At 71.4% G+C, this 18689-nt stretch carries 12 protein-coding genes; 4 read left to right on the forward strand and 8 right to left on the reverse strand.

The window, feature by feature from the left end; translation table 11 throughout:
• Positions 1-100: 100 nt before the first annotated feature.
• On the forward strand, positions 101-1072 hold the full coding sequence (locus tag IAI58_RS08770) for a DMT family transporter (protein WP_237182830.1): 972 nt from the start codon (positions 101-103) through the stop codon (positions 1070-1072).
• Between the two features lie 81 nt (positions 1073-1153).
• On the opposite strand, the gene putA is transcribed toward IAI58_RS08770, so the two are convergent.
• Complete coding sequence (gene putA / locus IAI58_RS08775) at positions 1154-4744, reverse strand: trifunctional transcriptional regulator/proline dehydrogenase/L-glutamate gamma-semialdehyde dehydrogenase (RefSeq protein ID WP_419555853.1); 3591 nt, start codon at positions 4742-4744, stop codon at positions 1154-1156.
• 162 nt (positions 4745-4906) lie between these two features.
• On the opposite strand from putA, the gene IAI58_RS08780 reads away from it, so the two are divergent.
• Positions 4907-5407 carry an Lrp/AsnC ligand binding domain-containing protein gene (locus IAI58_RS08780; RefSeq protein ID WP_237182552.1) on the forward strand — a complete coding sequence of 167 codons (501 nt, stop codon included), beginning with the start codon at positions 4907-4909 and terminating at the stop codon, positions 5405-5407.
• A gap of 13 nt (positions 5408-5420) precedes the next feature.
• On the opposite strand, the gene IAI58_RS08785 is transcribed toward IAI58_RS08780, so the two are convergent.
• From IAI58_RS08785 to IAI58_RS08795, 3 genes are all read right to left on the reverse strand, one after another.
• Positions 5421-6341, reverse strand: coding sequence for a dienelactone hydrolase family protein (locus IAI58_RS08785; protein WP_207449106.1), 921 nt, complete (start codon positions 6339-6341; stop codon positions 5421-5423).
• Between the two features lie 162 nt (positions 6342-6503).
• Positions 6504-7241, reverse strand: a complete 738-nt coding sequence (locus IAI58_RS08790) for an N-acetylmuramoyl-L-alanine amidase (RefSeq protein ID WP_272877174.1) — start codon at positions 7239-7241, stop codon at positions 6504-6506.
• Positions 7238-7993: a TerB family tellurite resistance protein gene (locus IAI58_RS08795; protein WP_207449104.1), complete on the reverse strand. Its 756-nt coding sequence runs from the start codon at positions 7991-7993 to the stop codon at positions 7238-7240. Before IAI58_RS08795 ends, IAI58_RS08790 begins: the two co-directional genes overlap by 4 nt.
• 169 nt (positions 7994-8162) lie before the next feature.
• Between IAI58_RS08795 and IAI58_RS08800 the strand changes: the two genes are divergently transcribed.
• Both IAI58_RS08800 and IAI58_RS08805 read left to right on the forward strand, forming a co-directional pair.
• The gene (locus IAI58_RS08800) at positions 8163-11822 is read left to right on the forward strand and encodes a hydantoinase B/oxoprolinase family protein (protein WP_207449102.1); all 3660 of its coding nucleotides are present in this window, start codon (positions 8163-8165) and stop codon (positions 11820-11822) included.
• The gene (locus IAI58_RS08805) at positions 11822-14719 is read left to right on the forward strand and encodes an AsmA family protein (RefSeq protein WP_207449100.1); all 2898 of its coding nucleotides are present in this window, start codon (positions 11822-11824) and stop codon (positions 14717-14719) included. Before IAI58_RS08800 ends, IAI58_RS08805 begins: the two co-directional genes overlap by 1 nt.
• On the opposite strand, the gene larB is transcribed toward IAI58_RS08805, so the two are convergent.
• Genes larB through IAI58_RS08825 form a run of 4 tightly spaced genes read right to left on the reverse strand, consistent with a single transcriptional unit; the run spans position 14716 to position 18659 of the window.
• Positions 14716-15396: a nickel pincer cofactor biosynthesis protein LarB gene (gene larB / locus IAI58_RS08810; RefSeq protein ID WP_207449098.1), complete on the reverse strand. Its 681-nt coding sequence runs from the start codon at positions 15394-15396 to the stop codon at positions 14716-14718. The genes IAI58_RS08805 and larB overlap by 4 nt on opposite strands.
• On the reverse strand, positions 15389-16189 hold the full coding sequence (gene larE, locus IAI58_RS08815; RefSeq protein ID WP_207449097.1) for an ATP-dependent sacrificial sulfur transferase LarE: 801 nt from the start codon (positions 16187-16189) through the stop codon (positions 15389-15391). Before larE ends, larB begins: the two co-directional genes overlap by 8 nt.
• Positions 16186-17364: a nickel pincer cofactor biosynthesis protein LarC gene (gene larC, locus IAI58_RS08820; RefSeq protein ID WP_207449095.1), complete on the reverse strand. Its 1179-nt coding sequence runs from the start codon at positions 17362-17364 to the stop codon at positions 16186-16188. The genes larE and larC overlap by 4 nt, the downstream gene beginning before the upstream one ends.
• The gene (locus IAI58_RS08825; RefSeq protein ID WP_207449093.1) at positions 17361-18659 is read right to left on the reverse strand and encodes a nickel-dependent lactate racemase family protein; all 1299 of its coding nucleotides are present in this window, start codon (positions 18657-18659) and stop codon (positions 17361-17363) included. The genes larC and IAI58_RS08825 overlap by 4 nt, the downstream gene beginning before the upstream one ends.
• Between the last annotated feature and the right edge of the window lie 30 nt (positions 18660-18689).

Genomic DNA, 18689 nt, shown 5'->3' on the forward strand with positions numbered 1-18689 from the left:
CCACGCGGATTGCGGCTGCCGCCGTGGTATCTGACAATCGGGCCGTCCGGCGCGGCCGCCAGGCATGCGGGGGTTCCCAGCGGCCGGCCATGATGCACCCGTGCCCGGCAAAGAGGAGGCGAAGACGCGGACAAGGCAGCCGACCCCCTCAGTCCAGATTCCTGAGGAGCGCCGCGCGCCCCTGGCCGGGCGGCTGCGGGCCATCCTCGCCGGCTTCGCCTGGGCGGCCCTGGCGGTGGCGATCTTTTCCGGCTGGTTCGTCGTCACGCGGTTCAGCGTGACCCGCGTGCTCACCGTCTGGGATGTCGCGCTGCTGCGCTTCGGCGTCGGCGCCGTGCTGCTCTCCCCCATCCTGTTCCTGCCGGGCTCCCGGCCGCGTGCCAGGGCCTGGAGGGAAGGGCTGCTGTTCAGCCTGCTCTGGGGGCTGCCCTTCGTCCTGCTGGTGGCGCTGGGCCTGCAACTGACCTCGGCGGCGCAGGCGGCCTCGATCACGCCGACCATGATGCCGGTTTTCGCCGGTGCCTTCGCAGCCCTTTTCCTGCGGCAAAGACAGGGGCGGATGCGCTGGGCGGGCTATCTGTTCATCGTCGCCGGCCTCTGCGCCCTGGTGGCGGCCGGCGCCGCCACGCATGGCACGGCCAGCCCGCTGGGCGTCGGCGCCCTGATCCTCGCGGCGGCCATGTGGGCCGTCTATACGCTGCTGTTCCGCCGTGGCGGGCTGACCCCGCTGCAATCCGCGGCGCTCATCTGCGCCTGGTCGGCGATACTCTTCCTGCCCGCCTACCTGCTGCTGGGGCTCGGCCGCCTTGCCCAGGCGCCACCGGCCGAGATTGCCATCCAGGCCGTCTACCAGGGTGCGCTGATGAGCGGCGTCGCCCTCATCGCCTTCAACCGCTCCGTGTCCCTGCTCGGCCCGGGCGCGGCGACGGCCATGATCGCCCTGGTGCCGGCCGCCGCATCGCTGCTGGCCATTCCCGCTCTCGGCGAATGGCCTTCGCCCACGGAGGCCCTGGCCATCGGGGGCATCGTCCTCGGGCTCCTCCTGGCGGCGCGCCCCGCGCCGTCATCATGAAGGGCTGCTTCATGATCCGCCCGCCAGCGCCGTGAACGGGATGCGGGTCCGTCCTGCCGGATGGCCCCGCATCCCTGGCGGTCAGAGGCTCATCAGGCTGGCATTGCCGCCCGCGGCGGCGGTGTTGATGCTGATGGAACGCTCGGCCATCAGCATGTCGGGCGGATAGAGGCCCTCCTGCGTCGTGATGGCCGGGCGGATCGGGCCTTCCGAAGCCGCGAGCGACCGCGCCAGTTGCAACAGTGCTTCCCGGGAGCCGTGAAACAGCGCCGCGTCGCAGTCATCGATGCCCTTGCCGCCGGCAATCCGGGCCGTCACCGTGGGCGGCAGCCCCTCCGGCAGCATGGCGGGACCCTGGACACAGGCCATGTTCCCCGTCGCCAGGCAGGCCGCGACCTGCACCAGCAACTCTTCCGCCGTATCCGCGCGGCACAGCACCGTACCGCGGGAGTGCAGGCTGTATCGGTTCAACTCGCCCACCGGCCCCGGCAGGTCGATCTCCAGCCCCACGCGCCCGGCCTTGGCTTGTGCGGCGCAACGTTCTGCCAGTTCGGTGCTGCCCTGCGCGCGCAGCCAGTCCACCAGGGCCTGCGCGGCGGGATCGAGCGGCTGGGCAGGCAACGGCGGTTCGGCGGGGGAGACGGAGAGGAGGCGCCGCAGATAGAGCGGGCCGCCCGCCTTGGGGCCGGTGCCGGAGAGGCCATGGCCGCCGAAGGGCTGCACGCCCACCACCGCGCCGATCAGGTTGCGGTTGACGTAGATGTTGCCGGCCCCGGACAGGGCCGCCAGGCGGTCGATGGTCTCGTCGATGCGTGAATGGACGCCGAAGGTCAGGCCATAGCCGGTGGCATCGATGTCGCGCATCAGGGCTTCCAGCGCCTCGCGGCGGAAGCGCAGCACATGCAGGACGGGCCCGAAGACCTCCTGCTTCAACTCCGCGACGCTCTGGATCTCGATGATGGTGGGCGCGACGAAGCTGCCATGGCGGCAGGCTGCGGGCAGGGGCAGGGCATGCACCGGGCGGCCCGCCGCGCGCATGGCCTCGATATGGCGCTGGATGCCGGCCGCGGCTTCCTCCGTGATGACGGGGCCGATATCCGTGGAAAGCCGGTCCGGGTTGCCCACGGAGAGTTCCGCCAGCGCGCCCCGGAGCATGGTGAGCACCCGCTCCGCCACATCCTCCTGCAGGCAGAGCAGCCGCAGCGCAGAGCAGCGCTGGCCCGCGCTGTCGAAGGCGGAGGCGATGACATCCGCGACCACCTGTTCCGCCAGCGCGGAACTATCCACCACCAGCGCATTCTGCCCGCCCGTCTCCGCGACCAGCGGGATGGGCCTGCCCGCAGGGCTGAGGCGCCCCGCGAGCTGCCGCTGGATCAGCTGCGCCACCTCGGTGGAGCCGGTGAACATCACGCCCTGGCTGCGCGCGTCGCCCACCAGCCGCGCGCCCACCGTGCCGTCGCCGGGCAGAAGCCGGAGAACGGCGGCCGGCACCCCGGCCTCGTGCAGCAGCGCCACGGCCTGCGCGGCGATCAGCGGCACTTCCTCGGCCGGCTTGGCCAGCACGGTATTGCCGGCCGCCAGCGCGGCCGCCACCTGGCCGGTGAAGATGGCCAGCGGGAAGTTCCAGGGGGAGATGCAGACCACGGGGCCGAGCGGCCGGTGCGCGGCGGTGAAGCCGCGCGCCTGGGTGGCGTAGTAGCGCAGGAAGTCCACGGCCTCCCGCACCTCGCCGACCGCATTGGGCAGGGACTTGCCCGCCTCCCGCACGATGCCGCCCAGCAGCGCATCCATGCGTGCTTCCATCAGGTCGGCGGCGCGCTCCAGCATGGCGGCACGTTCGGCAGGGGCAACGGCGGCCCATCCCGGCGCGGCGGCCTCGGCCCCGGCGAGCGCCTCGTCCACCGCCGCCTCGCTGGCCTCGACCACATGACCGGCGAGGTCGCGGCGGTCGGCGGGGTTACGGATCTCGCGCGCGGCGGCAGCGCCCGGCAGCGGCGCGCTGCCCTCACGCAACGTCCCGGCCAGCGAGGCGAGGCGGTTCTCGTCCGTCAGGTCGAGCCCGGCGGAATTCGGCCGCTCGCCGCCGAACATCGCGCGCGGCCGGGCGATGGCGTCATGCGGCCGGCCAAGCGGGGAAAGGGCGCGCGCCTCCGCCACGGGGTCGCGTACCAGCTCCTCCACCGGCACGTCGGGGTCGTTGATGCGATTGACGAAGGAGGAATTCGCGCCGTTCTCCAGCAGACGGCGGACCAGATAGGCCAGCAGCGTCTCATGCGTGCCCACGGGCGCGTAGATGCGGCAGGGGCGGTCAAGCCGGTCGGGGCCGACGACTTCCTCATACAGCGGCTCGCCCATGCCGTGCAGGCACTGGAACTCATACTGGCCAGGCGCCCAGGTGGCCGGATCGGCCATGGCGTGGATGGAAGCCAGGCTTCGCGCATTATGCGTGGCGAATTGCGGAAAGATCGCATCCGGCGCCGCCAGCAGCTTCCGCGCGCAGGCGAGGTAGGAGACATCCGTGTGGATCTTGCGGGTGAAGACCGGGAAGTCCGGCAGGCCGTCCATCTGGGCGCGCTTGATCTCGCTGTCCCAATAGGCACCCTTCACCAGCCGCACCATCATGCGCCGGCGCGTGCGGCGGGCGAGGTCGATCACGAAGTCGATCACGAAAGGCGCACGGCGCTGATAGGCCTGCACGACGAAGCCGACACCATCCCAGCCCGCCAGGCGCCCGTCATGGCAAAGCGCTTCCAGCAGGTCGAGGGAGAGTTCCAGCCTGTCCGCTTCCTCGGCATCGATGTTCAGGCCGATGTCGTAGCGACGGGCAAGGGCGGCGAGTTCCACCAGGCGCGGCAGCAGCTCCGCCATTACCCGCTCCCGCTGCGCGCGGGCGTAGCGGGGATGCAGGGCGGAAAGCTTGATGGAAATTCCCGGGCCGTTGAGGATTCCCCGGCCGGCGGCGGCGCGGCCGATGGCATGGATGGCCGCCTCATAGTCGCGCAGGTAGCGCGCGGCATCCTCGGCCGTGGCCGCCGCCTCGCCCAGCATGTCGTAGGAATAGCGGAAGCCCTTGGCCTCCATCACCCGGCTGCGCGCCAGGGCTTTCTCGATCGTCTCGCCCATGACGAACTGCTCGCCCAGCATCCGCATGGCCAGGTCCACGCCGCGACGGATCACCGGCTCCCCCACGCGGGCGATCAGCCGCGTCAGCGCGGCGCTCAGGCCGGCCTCGCTACGGGTGGAGGAGAGCCGGCCCGTGACCACCAGCCCCCAAGTCGCGGCATTGGCGAAGAGGGAGGGCGACTGGCCGAGATGCGCGCGCCAGTCGCTGCCGCCGATCTTGTCGCGGATCAGCGCGTCGCGCGTCGCGCGGTCGGGGATCCGCAGCAGGGCCTCGGCCAAGCACATCAGGGCCACGCCCTCCTGGCTGGAGAGGGAGAATTCCTGCACCAGCGCCTCCACCCCACCGCCGGCACGCTTGCCCCGCAGGGCGGTGATCAGGCGGCGGGCGAGGGCGGTGGCGGCCTCATCCTCCCGCGGTGCCGGCGTCGCGGCCTCGAGCAGGGGCGGGAGGCATTCCTCTTCCGGCCGGCGATAGGCCGCGGTGACGGCGGCGCGCAGCGGCGACTGCGGATGCAGGCTGTCGGCGAAGGCCTGGAATGGCTGCGGCATGGTTGCGGCGGGAAGGGTATCGAGGCTCATCGTGGCAGGTTCCGGGCGGGGACGGCATCAGGGCCGGTTAACCGGAATCTAGGGATGGGCCTGGGCGATGAGTATAGGCTATTCCGGCCGGGTTGCCGTGGAAAACCCGGCGGAATGCAGGCTGGATAGTGAATGATGCAGGGTATAGACCAGTTAGACCGGATGATCCTGGCCATTCTCCAGCGCGAGGGGCGGATTACCAACCTGGAACTCGCCGATCGCATCGGCCTTTCCCCCACCGCCACCAGCGAGCGGATGCGGCGGCTGCTGAAGGAAGGGCTGGTCACGGGGTTCGGGGCCCGGCTGGACCCGCATCGGCTGGGTTTCGGCCTGATGGTCTTCGTGGAGGTGCTGCTGGACAAGACCACCCCCGATGTCTTCGACCGCTTCGCCGAGGCCGTGAGCCGGGCGCCCGAGGTGCTGGAATGCTACATGGTGGCGGGTGGCTTCGACTATCTGGTCAAGACCCGTGTCCAGGACATGGCGGCCTATCGCCGCTTCCTCGGTGACGTGCTGCTCGGCCTGCCCGGGGTGCGGGAGACGCGCACCTACGCGGTCATGGAAGAGGTGAAGACGGACGGGCTCCTGCCGATCCATGGTGCCAGGCTCCGGTCAGACCCGAAGCGGGCCTGACCGGGAATGGCGGTCATGAGATATTCTGTCTGAAGAAAGCGACGCTCCGGTCCCAGGCTTCCTTCGCGGCGGCTTCGTTGTAGCGCGGCGTGGAATTGTTGTGGAACCCGTGCTGCGTGTCGGGATAGCGGCGCATCTCGTAGGGAACGCCAGCGGCTTTCAGGGCCGCTTCATAGCCCGGCCACATGGCGTTGATCCGCTCGTCATTATCGGCGTAATGAACCAGCAGCGGCGCCTTGATGGCGGGCACCGAGGCCGTCTCCGCCGCCGCGCCGTAGAAGGGCACCGCCGCGTTCAGATCGGCTCCCATGGCCGTGGCGAGGAAGTTCGTGGTGCCGCCGCCCCAGCAGAAGCCCGTGACCCCCAGCTTGCCGGTGGAAAGCGGATGCGCCTTCAGATAGCGGGCGCTGTTGAGCATATCCGTCCGGAGCTTGGCCTGGTCCAGCTTCGCCTGAAGCTCCCGCCCGTCATCGTCATTGCCGGGATAGCCGCCGGCGGGGAAGAGCCCGTCGGGCGCCAGTGCCAGGAAGCCTGCGATGGCGAGGCGCCGGGCGACATCCTCGATATAGGGGTTGAGGCCCCGGTTCTCATGGATGACGAGCACCGCCGGGAAGGGCCCGGCCCCGCTCGGCTGCACGAGATAACCCCGCATCGTGCCGGAATTGCCGCCGGGCGAGGGGTAGGTCACATAATTGGCCTTGATCCGCTCATCCGTGAAGGAAACGGTCTGCGCCTGCACGTAGCGTGGCAGCAGCGCCTGGGCCATGGCGAGCCCGCCGGCGGTGACCACGGTGGCCCTTTGCAGGAAGGTGCGGCGGTCGATCCGGCCATGACAATATTCGTCGTAGAGATCGAAGACCCGCTGGTCGATCTCGATCTGCGTCAGCACCCCGTGCTCAGGGGGCGGCGTCCCGGCATCCTGGAGATCAGACATCCTCGGCATCCCTCGCTGGAGCTGCGTTCATCCGACTTGGCAGCGCATCATCACCGGATCCGGCCGGCCGTCGGTTACCTGCCTGATGAGGTGAGACTATCCAGCGATCCGCCCCATGGGCAATTGTCGCATGGGCCAGGGCTGCCGATGCCGTGGCGGCGCTCAGGCCGGGGCGCTCTCCGCCAGCCGGAGCACGGCCTCCAGCCGGGCCAGGGTGCCGGAATCGGCCCGGCCATCCACCCGTTCCTGGCGGAAGCGGCGCTGGAAGGCGACCAGCGCCAGATCCGGCCGCGCCGGGTCCACCGGATAGCCGATTCGCGCCATCAACGCGGCGGCGCGTTCCATGCCGCCGGGCGGGCAGTCATTGTCGCTGCCGTCCACGTCCCTGGGCCAGAAGCCGATGCCATTGGCCGCCAGGCCTTCCCAATCGAACAACTCGCCCGGGTCCTGCTTGCGGTCGGGCGCGATGTCGCTATGCGCCACGATGTTGCGGGCCGGAATCGGGTGCCGCGCCAGGATCTCCAGGCAGAGATCGGCCACGGCGGCCATCTGCAGCGCGGGGAAGGGGCGGTAGCCCCATTCATGCCCGGGATTGACGATCTCGATGCCGATGCTGCGGCCGTTCAGCGTCTCATGCCCCCGCCAGCAGGAGATGCCGGCATGCCAGGCGCGCTTCTCCTCCGGCACCAGGCGCCAGACCCGCCCATCCTCCTCCACCAGGTAGTGGCAGGAGACGCGGGGCAGGGGCGCGGGCGGGGCGATGTCGCACAGCCGGTCCAGCGCCGCCCCGGCGGACTGCATGCCCGTGTAATGCAGCACCAGCATGTCGATGGGCGTGCCGGCCGGGCGCTCATCCAGGTTGGGGCTCAGGCGCTCCCGGATGCCGGGGGGCGCCCTCACAGGTTGCGGGCCCGCTTGATGCGGTCCCAGGCGGCATTGATCTCCGCCACCTTGCGGGTCGCGCCGCGCATCAGCTCCTCCGGCACGCCGCGGGCGGCCAGGCTGTCGGGGTGGTGCTCCCGCATCAGCTTACGCCAGGCCAGGCGCACCTCCTCATCGCTGGAGCCCTCGGGCACGCCCAGCACGGAATAGGGGTCCACCCCGATCGGCTCGGCGGTGCGGGGGCGTCCGGCGCTGGCACGCTCGGCCGCGGCTTCGTCCAGCCGGAAGGCGCTCCGCACGCGGGCGAGGAAATTGGCCTCGCCCCGCGTCAGAGGCCCGTCGGCCCTGGCGATATGGTGCAGGGCGGCCAGCACTTCCTCCAGCATCTGCGGCTGGTCGGCGAAGACCGCGCCCATCCGCGCGGCGAAGGGCTCGTAGCCGCCCACTTCCTCCCGCGCCCGGTCGAAGAGCAGGCCGACATCGCGCATATTCTCATCGGGGATGCGGAAGACGCGCTTGAAGGCGTCGATCTCCACTCGCTTCACCGGCCCATCGCTCTTGGCCAGCTTCGCGGAGAGCACGATGACGCCGATGGAGAAGAGCTGGTCCTTGTTGCGGATCTGCGCCGCCAGCTCCGGCCGCGGGTCCAGATCCGGGGCGCGGCTGCTGGTCTCGGCCGCATGGCCCAGCGCCGCCCCCATGACCGCCCCGAAAGGCCCGCCCATCGCGAAGCCCGCCACGCCGCCGATGATCTTGCCCCAGAGGCTCAAGCCCGCACCGCTCCCTGCCGCGTCATTCCCAAGCCCCCTACCATGCCGCGTGCCCGCCTGCCATGGCGGGCTGTGCCGCGCTGCTCGCAAAGCCGTGCATACGCTCCACGGAAACGGGTTGCATGCCGGGCGGGGCGGCGCCACACCCGCAGCACCGAGACGGCGGGAGATGACGATGGGCGCGGCTGGCTGGCAGTTCTGGGTCGACCGGGGCGGTACCTTCACGGATATCGTGGCCCGTGACCCCGAGGGTCGTCTTTCCACCCGCAAGCTGCTCTCCGAGAACCCGGAGCGCTACCGCGACGCGGCGGTGGCGGGCATCCGCGCCTGCCTCGGCCTGCCGGAAGGCGCCGCCATTCCGCCGGGGGTGGTGGAGGCCGTGAAGATGGGCACCACCGTCGCCACCAACGCGCTGCTGGAGCGCAAGGGCGAGCGGGTGCTGATGCTGGTCAACCAGGGCTTCGCCGACATGGCGCGCATCGGCAACCAGGCGCGGCCCCGGCTCTTCGACCTCGACATCAAGCTGCCGGAGCTGCTGCACGAGCGGGTGGCCGAGATCGGCGGCCGCATCGGCCCCGATCGCGCCGAGATCGCGCCGCTGGACGAGGCCGCCGCCCGCGCGGCGCTGGAGGCCGGCTTCGCCGCCGGCATCCGCGCCGTGGCCGTGGTGCTGATGCATGCCTGGACCAACCCGGCGCATGAGCAGCGGCTGGGCGAGATCGCGCGCGAGGTCGGCTTCACCCAGGTCAGCCTCAGCCACGAGGCCAGCCCGCTGCCGCGCATCGTGCCGCGCGGCGACACGGCGGTGGTGGATGCCTACCTCTCTCCCATCCTGCGCCGCTACGTGGAGCAGGTGGCGGGCGAGTTGCGCCCGGAAGCCGGGGGCGAGGCCGCGCGGCTGTATTTCATGCAGTCCTCCGGCGGGCTGACACTGGCGGAGAAGTTCCAGGGCAAGGACGCCATCCTCTCCGGCCCGGCGGGCGGCATCGTCGGCGCCGCGCGCACAGCGGCCATGGCAGGCTTCGACCGCATCATCGGCTTCGACATGGGCGGCACCTCCACCGACGTGGCGCTCTATGCCGGTGCCTTTGAGCGCGCCTTCGAGACGGTGGTGGCCGGCATCCGCATGCGGGCGCCGATGATGGCCATCAACACCGTCGCGGCCGGCGGCGGTTCCATCCTGCATTTCGACGGCGCCCGCTTCCGTGTCGGCCCCGACTCCGCGGGCGCGGTGCCGGGGCCCGCCAGCTACCGCCGCGGCGGGCCGCTGACGGTGACGGATGCCAATGTGATGGTGGGCAAGATCCAGCCCGCCCAGTTCCCCGCCATCTTTGGCCCCGGCGGCGACCAGCCGCTGGATGCCGATGTGGTGCGGGAGAAATTCACCGCCATGGCGGCGGAGATCGCCGCCGCCACCGGCGAGGCGCCGCAGGACCCGCGCGCCGTGGCCGAGGGCTTCCTGCGCATCGCCGTGGCCAATATGGCGCATGCCATCAAGCAGGTCTCGATCCAGAAGGGGCATGACGCCACCCGCTTCGCCTTGCAGTGCTTCGGCGGCGCCGGCGGCCAGCATGCCTGCCTGGTGGCGGATGAGCTGGGGATGGAGACGGTGTTCATCCATCCCTTCGCCGGCGTGCTCTCCGCCTATGGCATGGGGCTGGCGGACCAGAGCGTGATCGGCGAGGCGGCGGTGGAAACCCCGCTGCGGCCCGAGGGCATGGCGGAACTGGCCGTCAGGCTGGACGCCCTGGCCGAGCAGGGCCGCGCCGACCTGCTGGCGCAGGGCAACGACGCCGCCCGCCTGCGCGCCGAGCGCCGGCTGCACTTGCGCTACGCCGGCACCGACAGCTTCCTGCCCGTGCCCTTCGGAGAGCATGACGCGGTGCTGGAGGCCTTCACGGAAGCGCATCGCCGCCGCTTCGGATTCGCCACGCCGGAACGCCCGGTGGTGGTGGAAGCCTGCGTGGTGGAAAGCATCGCGGCCGGGGAGGCCATGGCTGAGCCCGCGCTGCCGCCGCGCCCGGCGGGCGAGAGCCCCGCGCCCCTGGCCACCGTGCCGCTCTTCACCGCGGGCGCCGAGCATGCCGCCCCGGTCTTCGACCGCGACGCCCTGCTGGCCGGCGACCGCATCCCCGGCCCGGCGCTGATCCGCGAGGCCATCGCCACCACGGTGGTGGAGCCCGGCTGGACCGCCGAGGTCACGCCGTTGAACCACCTGGTGCTGCGCCGCACCGCCGCCCGCGCCAATGCCGTGGTGGCCGATGCCAGCAAGCCGGACCCGGTGCTGCTGGAACTCTTCAACAACCTCTTCATGAGCATCGCCGAGCAGACCGGCACGGTGCTGCAGAACACCTCGCTTTCCGTGAATATCAAGGAACGGCTGGATTTTTCCTGCGCGCTCTTCGATGCCGAGGGCCGGCTGGTGGCCAATGCGCCGCATGTGCCCGTGCATCTGGGCGCGATGGGGGAGAGCGTCCGCACCGTCATCCGCACGCGCGGCGACACCCTGAAGCCCGGCGACGTGGTGGCGCTGAACAACCCCTATAACGGCGGCACGCATCTTCCTGACATCACCGTCATCACGCCGGTCTTCGACGAGGATGGAAAGGAAATCCTGTTCTTCGTCGGCTCGCGCGGCCACCATGCCGATATCGGCGGGCTGACTCCAGGCTCCACCCCGCCCGAATCCAGAACGCTGGAGGAGGAGGGCGTCGTCATCGACGATTTCCTGCTGGTGGATGGTGGCACGATCCGCGAGGCCGAGTTCCGTGCCCTGCTGGAAGGCGCGACATATCCGGCGCGCAGCCCGGATGTGAACATCGCCGACATCAAGGCGCAGATCGCCGCCAACGAGACCGGCGTGCAGGAATTGCAGCGCGCCGTGCGCGATTTCGGGCTGGAGACGGTGCGCGCCTATATGCGCCACGTGATGGACAATGCGGAGGAAAGCGTCCGCTCGGCCATCGAGAAGCTCTCCGACGGCAGCTTCGCCTATACCATGGATGACGGCCGCCCCCTGCGGGTCGCCGTGCGGGTGGACCGTGCCCGCCGCAGCGCCACCATCGACTTCACCGGCACCGGCGAGCAGAGCCCTGGCAATTTCAACGCGCCCCCGGCGGTGCTGCGCGCCGTGGTGCTCTACTGCTTCCGTTGCCTGGTGGGCGGCGACATTCCGTTGAACGACGGCTGCCTGGTGCCGCTGGCGATCGTGCTGCCCGAAGGCACCTTCCTCTCGCCGCGCCCCGGCGCCGCCGTGGTGGCGGGCAATACCGAGGTCTCGCAGGCCGTCTGCAATGCCCTGCTGGCGGCGTTGGATGTCTGCGCCAGCGCCCAGGCCACCATGAACAACCTGCTCTTCGGAGATGACCGCTACCAGTATTACGAGACGGTCTGCGGCGGCACCGGTGCCGGCCCGGGCTTCGACGGCGCATCGGCCGTGCAGACGCATATGACCAATACCCGGATGACCGACCCGGAGATCCTGGAACTGCGCTACCCCGTGCGGCTGGAGGAATTCTCCATCCGCCGCGGCTCCGGCGGCGCCGGCCAGTGGCGGGGCGGGGATGGCGCGCGGCGGCGCATCCGCTTCCTGCGGCCGATGCAGGCGATCATCGTCGCCTCCCGCCGCGAGGTGCCGCCGCATGGGCTCCATGGCGGCGCCCCCGGCGCGCCGGGCCGGCAGTGGGTGGAGCGGCTGGACGGCAGCCTCCATGAGATGGGCGGCCGCGACCGGGCCGAACTGGCGGCGGGCGAGGTGCTGGGTCTGGAGACCCCCGGCGGCGGTGGCTGGGGCCCCGCTTCCGCGCGCGGGAAGGCTTCCGGCGCCTGATGTCCTGGCTTCGCCGCATCGCGCTCGGGCTTCTGCTGGCACTGCCGCTGCTGCTGGCGGCGGCGCTGTGGTTCGTGCCCCGCATGACCGACTGGAACGAGCACCGCGACCGGCTGGCCATCCTGGCTGCCGGCCGGCTGGGCCAGCCGGTGATGCTGACCGGCCCGGTCAAGCTGACCCTGCTGCCGCAGCCCATGCTGGAAGCCGGCGGCGTGACGATCGGCGGCGCGCAGGGCAGCGCGCCGGATGGCGGCATCTCCATCCAGGCGGAGGCGTTGCGGCTGCGGCTGGACCTGGGCGCGCTGCTGCGGCTGCAACTGGAGCCGCGCGAGGTGGTGCTGGTCGGCGCCGAGATCCGGCTGCCCTGGCCTCCTACCTCCGGCCAGTCCTTCCGTCCGCCGCCCTGGCTGACCGAGTTGCGCGGCCGGATCGAGGACAGCCGCATCGCCATCGGCTCCGTGATGCTGGACGACGTGACGGCGGAACTGGCCGCCGGCAGCGCCACCGATGCGCTGAATATCGACGGCCGCTTCCGCTGGCGCGGGCTGGATACCAGTTTCCGCACCACCATCGGCCGTCCGGGCTGGGATGACGCGGCGCCGCTGAACCTGACGGTCTCGGCCGCCAGTGCCTCCCTCTCGGCCAGCGGCGTGCTGCTGCCGGAGGGCGGCTTCGAGGGCAGCATCCAGGGCGGCGGCAGTGATCTGGCGGCGCTGCTGCCAGGGCCGGGCGGCAGCTTCCGGCTGCGCGGCAAGCTCTCCGCCACCGCCGACCTGCTGACGGCCAGCGAACTCACCATGGACCTCGGCGGCAGCCCGGTGCGCGGCGCGGCCACGCTGCGGCTGGCCCCGGTGCCGCGGCTGGACGTGGCGCTGGTCACGGGGCGGGTGGTGCTGGACCCCTGGGTGGCGGCGCTCCGCAATGCCTCGGCACCCCGGCTGCCCTTCGGCATCGACCTCTCGGCCGAGGCCGCGACGCTGCATGGCATCACCCTCCGCCGGCTGCGCGCCGCCGCCTTCGTCGAGGGCGAAAGGCTGACGCTGTCCGATATCAGCGCCATCCTGCCCGGCGATACCGAGGTCGAGATGTCCGGCGTCACCACGGTGGGATTGCCTGCTGCTGGCGGTGCGGGACGCAAGCTGGAGATGGCCATCCGCTTCCACGGCACGGCGCTGCGCGCCACGCTGCTGGCGCTGGGCCTGCGGCTGGATGCCACCGATCCGACGCTGCTGCGGCAGGGCGAGGGGCGGATGCGGCTGGTGCTGGAGGAAAGCCAGGCCGCCATGCCCGAGTTCGTCGCCACCATCGATGGCGCGCGTGTCTCCGGCGCGGGCGTGCTGCGCTTCGGCGCGAGGCCGGCCCTGGGCCTGGGGCTGAATTTCGACCACCTGGACCTGGATGGCTGGCTGCCGGAGCAGGTGAACCTGCTGTCCCTGGCCACCGGCAACCCTGGCTGGGACGCGAATCTGCGGCTGGCCGCCGAACAGGCCCAGTGGCGCGGCGTCTCCATGGAGCGGCTGTCCGTCGATGCGGCACTGGAGGGTGGGCGGCTGACGGCGCGCCGTGTCGCGGCGCGGATCGCGGGCGCCGATCTGGCATTGAGCGGCACGATGGCCCCCGGCGCCTCCGGCGCGCCCGCCCGCCTGACCGACATGGCGCTGGAGGCGACGGCCCCGGTGGCGCGGCCGCTGCTGGCCTTCATGCCCGGCACCTGGGACGAGACGGCCCCCATCACGAACCAGCCGCTGGCGCTGCGCGTCTCCGCCAACGGTCCCTTGAACGCCCTGGCGCTGCGGACGGGGCTGGACCTGGGCGAGGCCCGGCTGGAAGCCAATGGCACGCTGGATGCGCTGGCGCCGCGCTATGCCGGCTCCCTGACCCTGCGCCACCCAGGCGCGCAGCGCCTGATTTCGGAGATGCTGGGCCTGCCGCTGCCGCTCTGGCTGGGGGAGGGTTCCTTCTCCGTCATCTCCGGCATCAGTATTGGCAGGGGCGGCGCGCAGGCCGATCATTTCGACATGGTGGCCGGCGAGGCGCGGCTGGGCGGGCAGCTGACACTGGCCCTGGCCCCCGCCGCCCGCCCGCGCCTGACCGGGCGGTTGCAGGCGGAGCGGCTGCCCCTGCCGGCCCCGAAGGGCGGGGAGGAGCCGCTGCCCCTCTGGCCGCTGAGCTGGGTGGACGCCGACCTGACCGTGACCGCGGCGCAGCTGCTGGCGCCGTGGTTGCCGCCGATGCAGCAGTTCACCGGCAGCCTGCGGCTGAATGGCGGCGTGCTGCAACTGGACCAGGCACAGGCCATGCTGCGGGGCGGCCAATGGGAAGGGGCGGCCACGCTGGACAGTACGGCGGTGCCCCCCATGCTGGACCTGCAATCGCGGCTGGGAGGCATCGGCCTTGGCGGACCGCTGGCCGGGACGCCGCTGGATATCAGCACCGGCCAGCTGGAGGGTGACGTTTCCCTGAAGGCCACCGGACATAGCCCGGCGGCCATGCTCTCCACGCTGGAAGGCGCGGCGCGGCTGGGGGTGCGGAATGGCGTGATGACCGGGGCTGACCTGGCCTCGGCGCTGAGGGTGGCCTCCCAGCCCGATGCCGCCGAGAAGGAGCTGCGCCACGCCTTGCTGAACGGCGCCACGGGCTTCGACCGGCTGGAGGCCATGCTGCGCCTGCGCGCCGGCCGGGCTGAAGTGGAACAAGGCAGCCTGATGCTGAACGATCAGGCAGCGGCCGGTGTCGCGGGCGAGATCGACCTGGCCCATGGCGGCGTCGACCTCGTGCTGACGCTGATGCCGCCGGAGGGGCCGCCCTTCGGCCTGCGCATGGCCGGGCCGCTGCGCCAGCCCCGGCTGGTGCCGGACCTCGCGGACTGGCTGCGCTGGCGGGCGGAGCGGCCTTAGGGGGCCTGCGGCTGCGGCGCCGGCCCGCCGGCCCGCAGCACCAGGATGGCGGCGCAGGCGGCGCCGAAGCCGTTGTCGATATTCACCGCCACCACGCCGGGCGCACAGGTGGACAGCGCCGAATCCAGCGCCGCGCGCCCGCCGGCCGAGACGCCGTAGCCGACCGAGCTGGGCACCGCGATGACCGGCGCCGCCAGCAGCCCGCCCAGCACGCTGAACAGCGCGCCCTCCATGCCGGCGATGGCGATGACCACGCGGAAGCGGCGGATCTCCTCGATCCGCTCCATCAGGCGCCAGAGCCCGGCCACGCCGATGTCGGCGATGACGGGGGCGTCGAAGCCATGGAAGCGCAGCGTCCGCGCTGCTTCCCCAGCCACGGCGAGGTCCGAGGTGCCGGCGGTGACGATGCCGATGCCCGGCTGCGGGACGGCGGGTGCCGCCGGCTCGTCGAGCACGGCGGTACGCGACAGCGGGTCGTAGGAAAGCCGCGCATGGTGCGCGGGGTCGAGTGCCGAGAAGCAGGCTGGGTCCAGCCGCGTCAGCAGCACAGATTGCCCGGCCTGAGCGGCGGCGGCGAGAATGGCGTCGATCTGCGCCGGTGTCTTGTGGCCGCAGAGGATAGCCTCCGCCGTGCCGGTCCGGGCGCGCCGCCCGAAATCGAGCACGAAATCAGGCATGCAGCACGGCCGGCTTGCCGATGAAGGCGGAGCCCCGCTCATAAGGCCGCAACCCCGCGAAGACGCGCCCGGCCTCGGCGCAGGCATGTTCCGCCCGCGTCCGCAATCCAGGCAGGGCCAGATGCGCCGCATCCACCTCGACCACGATGCCCTCGCGCAGCACGCGGCAGCGCAGCGTGGCGCCCGGCGGCAGCAGGCGGGCCAGCATGGCCTCGGCCAGCTCGACGAAGGCCAGGTCCCCGGCGTCGATGGCGATGCCGGTCTCGATCCGGCTGGAGAGGCAGGGCTGGGCCGGCAGTTCCGCCAGATCCTCCAGCCCGTGCCGCCGCGCCAGGGCCCGGACATCGGCCTTGCCGATCCCCGCCTCGATGAAGGGATGCACGATCCGCCGCTCCGCCGCCGCCTTCAGCCCAGGGCGGTAGTCGCCGAGGTCGTCGAGATTGGCGCCGGAGGCGATGGTGCCCGCGACCATGCCGCGGATGCGGTCATAGAGATTGGTCTTGCAGAAATAGCAGCGGTCCACCGGGTTGGCGCGGTAGCGGCCATCCTGGAACTCGCCGGCATCCCCGACCTCCAGCACCCAGCCATGGCGCGCGGCATGACGCCGCACCCGCTCGGTGGCCGAGGCCGGAACGGCGGGGGAGACGGCATGGAACATGGAGATGCCCGCCGGATTCCAGCGATGCGCCAGGAAGGCCAGCGTCATGCTGTCCACCCCGCCGGAGATGGCGATGGTCAGCCGGGGATAGGCGCCCAGTGCCTCGCGCAGCCGGTCCTCGGGCGGCGGTGTCATTCCGGCGCCTCCTCCAGCCGCCGCCCCGCCGCTCGGCGCTCGCGGAAGCTGCCGAGGCCGGCGAGGTCGTCGCTCTCCACCTTGGCCGTGGCACCACCGGGGCGGGCGGCATATTTCACGCGCAGGGTCCGCCCGCCGTCGCGCCGTTCCGCGCCGTGGCGGTCCAGCACCTCGCGTTCCTCCAGGTGCCAGCGCAAGCCGATGGTGGAGGTTTCCATGAGGCAGCGGGTCTTCACCGCCTCCAGCGCCTGCGGCTCCACCAGCAGGCGGAAGCCCTGCATGGGGCGGCCCTTCTTGCCCATCAGCGTGGCGATGGCGAGGTCACGCACGCCCGGCATCTCCCGGAGACGCTCGGCGGCGATGCCGATCTCCTCGCCCGTCATGTCGTCCACGTCGAAGGAGAGCGCGGCGATCCGCTCGCGCCCCTGATGCGCGGTCTCGAAGGCCAGCACGCGCAGGATATTCGGCATGCCCTTCAGCTCCCGCGTCCCGGCCCCGGTTCCGGAGGCGAGGAGGCGGCCCTCCGCCTTCGCATCCTGCGTCACCAGGTGCTTCAGGATGGCGGCGCCGGTCGGCGTCACGCGCTCCCCGCCGATTCCGTCGTCGCGCCAGGAAAAACCTTGCAGGATCTCGACGGTGGCGGGCGCGGGCACCGGCAGCATTCCATGCTCGGTGCGGAGCAGCCCATGGCCACGGGGCAGGGGCGCGACGCTCCAGCCCGCGCCGGGCAGGGCGGCGGCGATGGAGCCGGCTGCTACCACATCCATCAGCGAATCCCAGTCCGCGATCTCGTGGAAATGCACCTCGTCCAGCGGCACGTCATGGATGCGCGCCTCGGCACGGGCGAGATGCGTGAGGATGGCGGCGGCATGTTCCGCCGTGCTTTCGCTGAGCCCGGCGGCGCCGATCCGCTCCACCATCTCCCGGTAGCTGCCATGGGCGTGATGATGGCGATGCGCGGAAGGCGGCGGCTCCAGCCTGAGGCGCAGCGCCCGCACCGCGCCGCTGCGGCCTTCGCTCAGGCGCGGCTGCCCGGCCTCGGGCGGCAGGATGCGGGCCAGATCGGCCAGCACGCGGTCCCGGATCTCCGGGAAGGCATCCAGCATCGCGGCGACGAACATGTCCCCGGCGATGCCCCCGACGGGGTCGAGATGGATATGCCCCGGCACCGTCATGCCGGCTGGTAGACCGGCACGACATAGGGACCTTCCGGGATCACCGCGACGGCGCCATCGCCGCCACGGCGCAGGCTTTCGGCGATGCTGGCATCAATGGATGTCGAAATCTCGACGCCCGTGATCTCACGCTCCCGCGTGTCCAGCCCGGTGGTGTAGAGCACGACCTTGCCGACCCGCATGGGCTTCAGCTGCATCTCCGTCTGCCACTCGTCCACGTCGGCCAGGGTCTTGGCGCTGATCATGGCCAGGAACTTCTGCGGCCCCATCTCCACCAGCCGCGTCTGCGCCTCGCGGAACTCGGGCGAGCCGAAGCCCTCAGAGCATTCGGAGGCGATGATCAGCGTGCCGCCGGGCTCCAGGATATCCAGCGGCGTCACCATGCCCTTGATGGTCTGGTAGTAAGTCTTGTCCAGCGGATAACCGGCGGAGGAGGTGACGACAGTGCTGAAGCGGCGCGGCACCGGGATGCGCGTGGCGCCGCTGATGAAATCCACCGCCGCCAGATGGCTTCCGATGATCTCGCCGAAGGTGACATGGACGAGGTCGCGGTCCTCATCCAGCACGGTGTTCAGCGCGTGGATCTCGCCGATCATCCGCACGATCTCCAGCTGCTCCTCATGCAGCGGGTTGCCGACGAGGTTGCACTGCACCGCCAGCGGATCTTCCATGAAGCGCGCGGAGTGGAAGGTGCGGATGGTCTCATGCCCAGCCACGCCCGGTGCCACCACCTTTCGCCCGCCGGACCAGCCGGCCATGAAATGCGGCTCCACCAGGCCGGTGGCGATGCGGAGATCAGCCTCGACGAAGCGGCGGTCGATCTTCACCGGCGTGCCGCGCGTAGGGGTATGGCCGAGATCGACATGCGCGGCGTCGTCGCGGGCGAAGTGGTTCTCCACCCGCACCTCCGCCAGCACCCAGGAGTCGCCGATCAGCTCGGCCAGTTCCTCGCCCTCATTCGGGCGGTGCAGGCCGGTCGCGACCAGCACGGTGATGCGGTCCAGCGGGATGCCGCCCTCCACCAGCGTCTCGATCATCGGCCGCAGGAAGAGCCGGTTCGGCACGGGGCGGGTGATGTCGCAGATCAGGATGCAGGCGCTGCGCCTGCCCTTCGCCAGCTCGGCCAGCGGCGCGGCGCCGACGGGGTTCCGGAAGGCCTGGAGGATGGCCGCCTTCTGGTCCGGCAGCTTGGGCAGCACGGCCTTGCGGATGACCGTCACGTCACGCGCCTCGTCAAGCCGGAGGGGCAGGTGGCCGCGGCCGAATGCGACGCTGATGGATTCGCCCGACATCATTCCGCCTTTCGTTTCCTCGCCAGCGAATCT

The organism is Roseomonas marmotae, assembly GCF_017654485.1.
Taxonomy (GTDB): domain Bacteria; phylum Pseudomonadota; class Alphaproteobacteria; order Acetobacterales; family Acetobacteraceae; genus Pseudoroseomonas; species Pseudoroseomonas marmotae.